The organism is Nostoc sp. CHAB 5715, assembly GCF_020829685.1.
In the GTDB taxonomy this organism is placed as follows: Bacteria; Cyanobacteriota; Cyanobacteriia; order Cyanobacteriales; family Nostocaceae; genus Nostoc.
This window is the reverse complement of record NZ_JAIVFR010000403.1, coordinates 1-6,323: the sequence shown is the minus strand read 5'-3', so window position 1 is coordinate 6,323 and position 6,323 is coordinate 1. Positions and strand designations below refer to the sequence as shown.

General features: G+C 42.2%; 2 protein-coding genes. Both read right to left on the bottom strand.

All coding sequences use genetic code 11. The features are described 5' to 3' along the window. Positions 1–1,580, bottom strand: a 1,580-nt coding sequence (locus LC574_RS21405; protein WP_229455499.1) for a type I polyketide synthase, incomplete at its 3' end; no start/stop codon positions are given. Positions 1,581–1,623: 43 nt separating this feature from the next. Then, on the bottom strand, positions 1,624–6,219 hold the full coding sequence (locus tag LC574_RS21400; protein ID WP_229455498.1) for a type I polyketide synthase: 4,596 nt from the start codon (positions 6,217–6,219) through the stop codon (positions 1,624–1,626). Positions 6,220–6,323: the final 104 nt, after the last annotated feature.

Sequence of the window (6,323 nt, the reverse complement as noted above, 5' to 3'; positions counted from 1 at the left end):
CCTTGAAGAATCTCCAAACCAGTAAACATAAAGGCGATAGGACGCTCATTCGTCTCCTCAGCGCTAGTCAAAACACGTTTGGGGTTCTGGAGAGCAACTATGGCATCTTGAATATTTTGGCAAACAACTGTGCGCCGATAACTAAAGGGGTGACGACCAACTTGCAATGTATAGGTTACATCCGCAAGGTTAAGTTCTGGGTGCAGCTGGAAGTGACTGACTAAATTTGCAGTTGCAGTTTCTAAGGCTGAGTTAGTTTTGGCAGACAACATCAGTAACTGCCAAGGACGAGATTTTCCAGAGAGTTCAACTGTTGGAGATTCTTCAAGGACGACATGAGCATTAGTCCCTCCGATACCAAAAGAACTCACCCCAGCACGGCGAGGAGTCTTGTCTGTTTTCCATTCATTAAGCTGAGTATTAACGTAAAAGGGGCTGTTGGCGAAATCTATCTCAGCGTTAGACACCTCAAAGTGCAGGCTGGGCGGAATAATCTTATGTTTGAGTGCCAAGACTGTCTTGATTAAGCCCGCTACACCAGCAGCTGCATTCAGATGACTGACATTGGTTTTTACCGAACCGATCGCGCAGAAACCCTTTTTATTAGTCTCACCGCTAAATGCCTTTTTAAGTGCCCTAACTTCAATAGGATCGCCCAGTGCTGTGCCAGTTCCATGAGTTTCTATGTAAGTGACTGTTTCCGGGTCAAATCCGGCGATCGCCTGAGCTTCTGCAATTACCTGTGCTTGACCTGTCACACTAGGTGCCGTAAAACTCACTTTCTCGGAACCGTCGTTATTGATTGCTGAACCTTTGATGACCGCATAAATACAGTCACCATCAGCCAAAGCATCTTCTAATCTCTTGAGTATGACAATGCCTACCCCGTTTCCAGAAGGGCAACCCTGTGCTTTAGCATCAAAGGCACGACAGTGACCATCAGGAGAAGTAATTCCACCTTCCTGATAGAAATAGCCTTCCTGATGTGGAACTTCTATAGTAACTCCACCAGCCAGCGCTCTATCACACTGATAACTCAACAATCCTCGGCACGCCAAGTGAACTGCTACTAATGATGTAGAACATGCTGTGTTAACACTAATACTTGGTCCCTTCAAATTCAATTTGTAGGACACCCGTGTGGACAAATAGTCTTTATCATTACCAATTGTTATAGGCAAAGAACTTGATTTGGTTAGGTTGGAATCCGAAACTAAGTTGTTAATTAAGTAGCTACTTAAGCTAGCTCCTGCGTAAACACCAGTCAGTTCTTTGTCTGCCTCAGGATTATAACCAGCATTTTCCAGTGCTTCCCAAGCACACTCCAAGAAAAGACGGTGTTGCGGGTCCATAAGTGCAGCTTCCCTGGGTGAAAAGCCAAAGAATGAAGCATCAAGCATTTCAATATCTTCCAGCACAGCCCTTGCTTTTACGTAGTTGAGATCGCACAGGAAAGCGGGGTCTAGGCCTGAATTTAGCAATTCATCATCAGTGAAGAATGAAATGGATTCCACACCGTCGCACAGATTCTGCCAAAACTGCTCAACACTTCTTTTAGCACCTGGAAAACGACCAGCCATGCCAATGACAGCTATGCCTTTCAAAGCATTATGAGTATTTTGACTATCCACGTGCCTTCCTCCTGTGTTTCATCATTTGTGCTTCTTCTTCAATGGTCTTTTCTTGCCTTTTTGCACGAGAATGAACTTGTCCAAAGGCAAATTGTTCAACCTGTTGTTGGCTGAGATATCCTGCTAAGGCACTTACTGTCGGATATTCAAATAAATCTGTTGTTAATAAATCTTGTTTGAATGCTTTTTGCAGTTGGCTTTGCACCTGAACTATGAGAAGTGAATCGCCACCAAGTTCAAAGAAGTTATCGTAAATGCCTACTAGTTCGATACCAAGTAGTTTTTGCCAGATGTCTGCAATTATTTGCTCTGTTTCATTTCTAGGAGCACCATAAGCATTACTCAGTTCAGGCCGTGAGTGTAGCGATTTTGAAAGGTTAGCCTTACCTAAAGACTCTAGAAGAGCTTGTGCATTAAAATTGCGATCGCGTTCTATTAAACTTGTTAAATCTTGAGTTGATACTGCAATTCGAGGAACTGTAATATTAAGAATACGCTGAAAAACTTCTATCCCTTCTGAAGGTAATAAAGCATCTAGTAATAATGATTTATTATCAGAAATATCACGTTTTTCAGCTAATCGCTTTACCGCCGCAAATGACATACCAACATCCTGCCAATCAGTCCAGTTAATAGAGACTGTAAATGTCCGATCTTTGTTTGTTTTATGAGCAGCAAAGGCATCAAGAAATTCGTTGGCAGCGCAATATCCAACCTCACTAAATTTTTTTCTATAAATGATAGAACTAAGAGATGAACAAAGAATCAAAAAATCCAGCTTAACATTTTTCAAAAGGCTATCCAGTACTAATGTACCTCTGACTTTAGGAGCCATAATACTTTCTGTCATCTCTCGCGTTCTTCGAGAAATTACACCAGCATAATCAGCGACTCCTGCACAATGAATCACGCCATTGATTTGGTTAAATTGTTCCTGAACTTTGGCGATCGCTTCTTGCATTTGTTCAAAGTTGGCGGCATCGGCGCTCAGTACCAAAACTTCTGCACCTAAATCTTCTAGTTCTTCTATTTGCCGAATTTTACGACTGATACCGTCGTTTTCATCGTGAGTAGCTAACCATTGTTTCCACTCTTCTTTTGCTGGAAAAACTGAACGTCCGATGAGAACTAGTTTGGCTTGTACGGACTTCGCTAGATATGACGCTAAACTAAGTCCTACACCTCCGAGTCCACCTGTAATCAGATACACTCCTCCTTTCTTTAATCTTGATGTTTCTCTGATTATTGCTTCTAATTGGACTGGCTCAAATGTTTGCACCCAGCGATTAGAACTACGGTAGGCAATCACAATGTCAGAAGATTGTGTTTGTAGCTCGTTGAGCAAATTTTCTAAAAGTTTCTCGTCTTGCCAACTTACTTCTTGAGAAATTGTAACATCAATACTACGACAGCTGATATTTGGATATTCCTGCGGAATTATTTTAACAGCGGCTAACATAGTTGCTTTTTCTGGGCATAAGGCCTCTTCTCCAATTATTGAGTGCATATTATTGGAGACAACTGTCATTTTTAGCTCGTCTATAATATGCTGTTTTCCCAGCGCTTGAGCTAAAAAAAGCAAGCTATAAAAACCTTTTTCTTGAGCTTTATCAACTCCTGCGAGTCCTGATGGAATATCACCAACAGAAGTTACACTCCATAAATGAACAATTGTTGTTGGGATCTTGTTTTCTGCTATTAGTTCATTCAGCAGGGCGTCATAATCATCGCGTTGTCCAGCATTAAGGCTATATGCACGATCACCCAACTGAACAAACCTCGATCCCTGTTTCAGGGTAATAACATCATGACCATCAAACTGAAGTCGTTTTACCAGCTCTTTACCCAAACCACACTCATCCATAAACACAAGAATGCAAGATTTTTGAGTCACCAATTCTTTTTGCTTGAGCAGTACAGAAGGTATAGATTGTTTCCATAAAGGCAAGTAAAACCAATCTGCAATATCTGGCTTTTTACCAGATAACACAGGTTTAGCACTGTTATCCTGTATTTGTTTATAGTCTTCGATCCAATAACGCTGTCGCTCGAAGGGATACGTCGGTAAGGGAAGACGATAACGACGCTCGTTGGTATAAAATCCCGACCAATCAATCTGTACTCCGTATAACCAGAGTTTACTCAGTGTGTTCAGTAAAAATGCTACATCCGACTGTTTTTCCTTGGGATGCCGTAATGAACACAGTTCTCTGACATCTGAATGCTTTTGAGCAAAAGTACATAAGGTGCGTCCTGGACCTACTTCTACCAAAATACGATTTGGCTCTTGCTGCAATGTGGAAATGCCTGCTGTAAACTCCACCGTATGGCGTAAATGTGTTGCCCAGTAATTGGGATCTGTAGCTTTTTCTGCTGTTATCCAAGTCCCTGTGACGTTGGAGATAAAAGGGATTTGTGGAGGATTTAGCTTAACTTTTTTAACTTCCTTGATGAATGGCTCAATGATAAGTTCCATCATTGCACAATGAAAGGCGTGGGAGGTATGCAGACGGCGACACTCTACACCTAATGCTATGAGTTGTTGATGAATTGTGTCTACAGCTTCATGGGTTCCAGAAACGACGCACAAAGAAGGAGCATTGCTGGCGGCTAAAGATAAATTTTCATTTAGTAAGTTTTTAATCTCTGCGGCTGATTGTGAAACGGAGAGCATGGCGCCGCTTGGAAGTTGTTGCATCAGTCGTCCACGGATAGCAACCAAAGCTAAAGCATCTTCAAGTGACATAACGCCAGCAAGACAAGCTGCAACATATTCACCAATGCTATGACCAATCATGGCACTGGGAGAAATCCCCCAAGACATCAAGAACTGAGCTAAAGCATATTCAACCACAAACAATGCAGGCTGAGTGATGGCAGTTTGTTGGAGTTTTTCGGCTGCGGCTTTTGATTCAGATTCGTTGGGATAAATAACTGAACGCAAATCCAAACCTAAATGAGGTTGCAGCAATTCACAACACAAATCAATCTGTTGTTGAAAAATCGGCTCAGTTTGGTAAAGTTCTTTACCCATATCTACATACTGAGCGCCTTGTCCGGGGAACATGAAAGCGATGGAGCGATCGCCATTTTCAACTAAGCGAGTGAAAATTCTTTGCGGATCTCGTAATTGCAAGGCGCTGGCTGCATCTTGGATATCTTTGGATACCAACACGCGACGATGATTAAATTCACCACGCCCCACTTGCAGAGTATGGGCAACATCCGCTAAGTTGACATCAGGATGTAGCTGGAGGTGATTAGCCAGATTTTCTGTTGCAGTTTCTAGAGCCGATTCAGTTTTGGCAGAAAGTAACAATAACTGCCAAGAACGAGAAAGGCTAGAAGGTTCTAGCACTGGTGCTTCTTCTACAATCACATGAGCATTAGTCCCACCAATACCCAAAGAACTCACACTAGCACGACGAGGAAAACCATTAGTTTTCCATTGTGTCAATTTTGTATTAACGTAAAAAGGACTATTTGCAAAATCAATCTGGGGATTTGGTTGCTCGAAGTTTAAGCTGGGCGGTATCTGCTTGTGTTTTAGGGCTAAAATCGTTTTAATAAGTCCTGCAATACCAGCTGCTGCATCTAAATGACCGATGTTTGTTTTGACTGAGCCAATACCACAGAAGCCTTTTTTGGTGATACTGCTACGAAAGACTTGAGAGAGTGCGGCAATTTCAATGGGATCGCCTAAAGCTGTACCAGTACCATGAGCTTCAATGTAGCTAATTGTTTCAGGGTCAACTCCTGCAAGCATCATCGCTTCGGCAATCACCTCTGCTTGACCATTGACGCTAGGCGCTGTGTAGCCAATTTTACCAGAACCATCGTTATTGATGGCTGAACCTTTAATGACAGCGTGGATGCAGTCACCATCTGCTAGAGCATCACTCAATCGCTTCAGGACAACAATTCCTACACCATTACCAATAGTTGTTCCCTGCGCTTTAGCATCAAAAGCACGACAGTGACCATCCGGAGAGAGTGTTCCCCCTTGTTCGTACAGATAGCCCGTTTTTTGTGGTACATGGATAGAAACTCCTCCTGCCAAAGCCATATCGCATTGATAATTCAACAAACTTTGGCAGGCAAGTGTGGTTGCAACTAATGAGGTAGAGCAAGCTGTTTGGACTGTAATACTTGGGCCTGTGAGATTTAATTTGTAAGAAACACGAGTAGTAAGAAAATCTTTATCGTTACCAATTACTGTTTGATAGCATTGGGCTGAACCAATGCGATCGCGATTTAAATCTAATGAATAGTAGTTATTTAGGCTAGCACCAGCATAAACTCCGATCCGACTTTCATATCTATTAGAATCATAGCCAGCATTTTCCAATGCAACACACGCACACTCTAAAAAAACACGGTGTTGTGGGTCAGTAATTTCAGCTTCTTTAGGATTAAAACTAAAAAATGCCGCGTCAAATAAATCTATATCTTCTAATATGGCACTGGCTTTTACATAATTGCGATCGTTGATAGCTGCCGGATTCATCCCATCTGATATCACCTCTTCATCGGTAAAAGTGGAAATCGACTCTATCCCATTTCGTAAATTCTGCCAAAATGGATCAATATCGCTAACTGATAGCGTTTCTGTCGCAAACGAGGAATGTAAAGGCTTTACTTTTTAGCCGGGTCTTTTGCTTGCTCATTCGCTTTCGGAGCAGATGCCGGCTT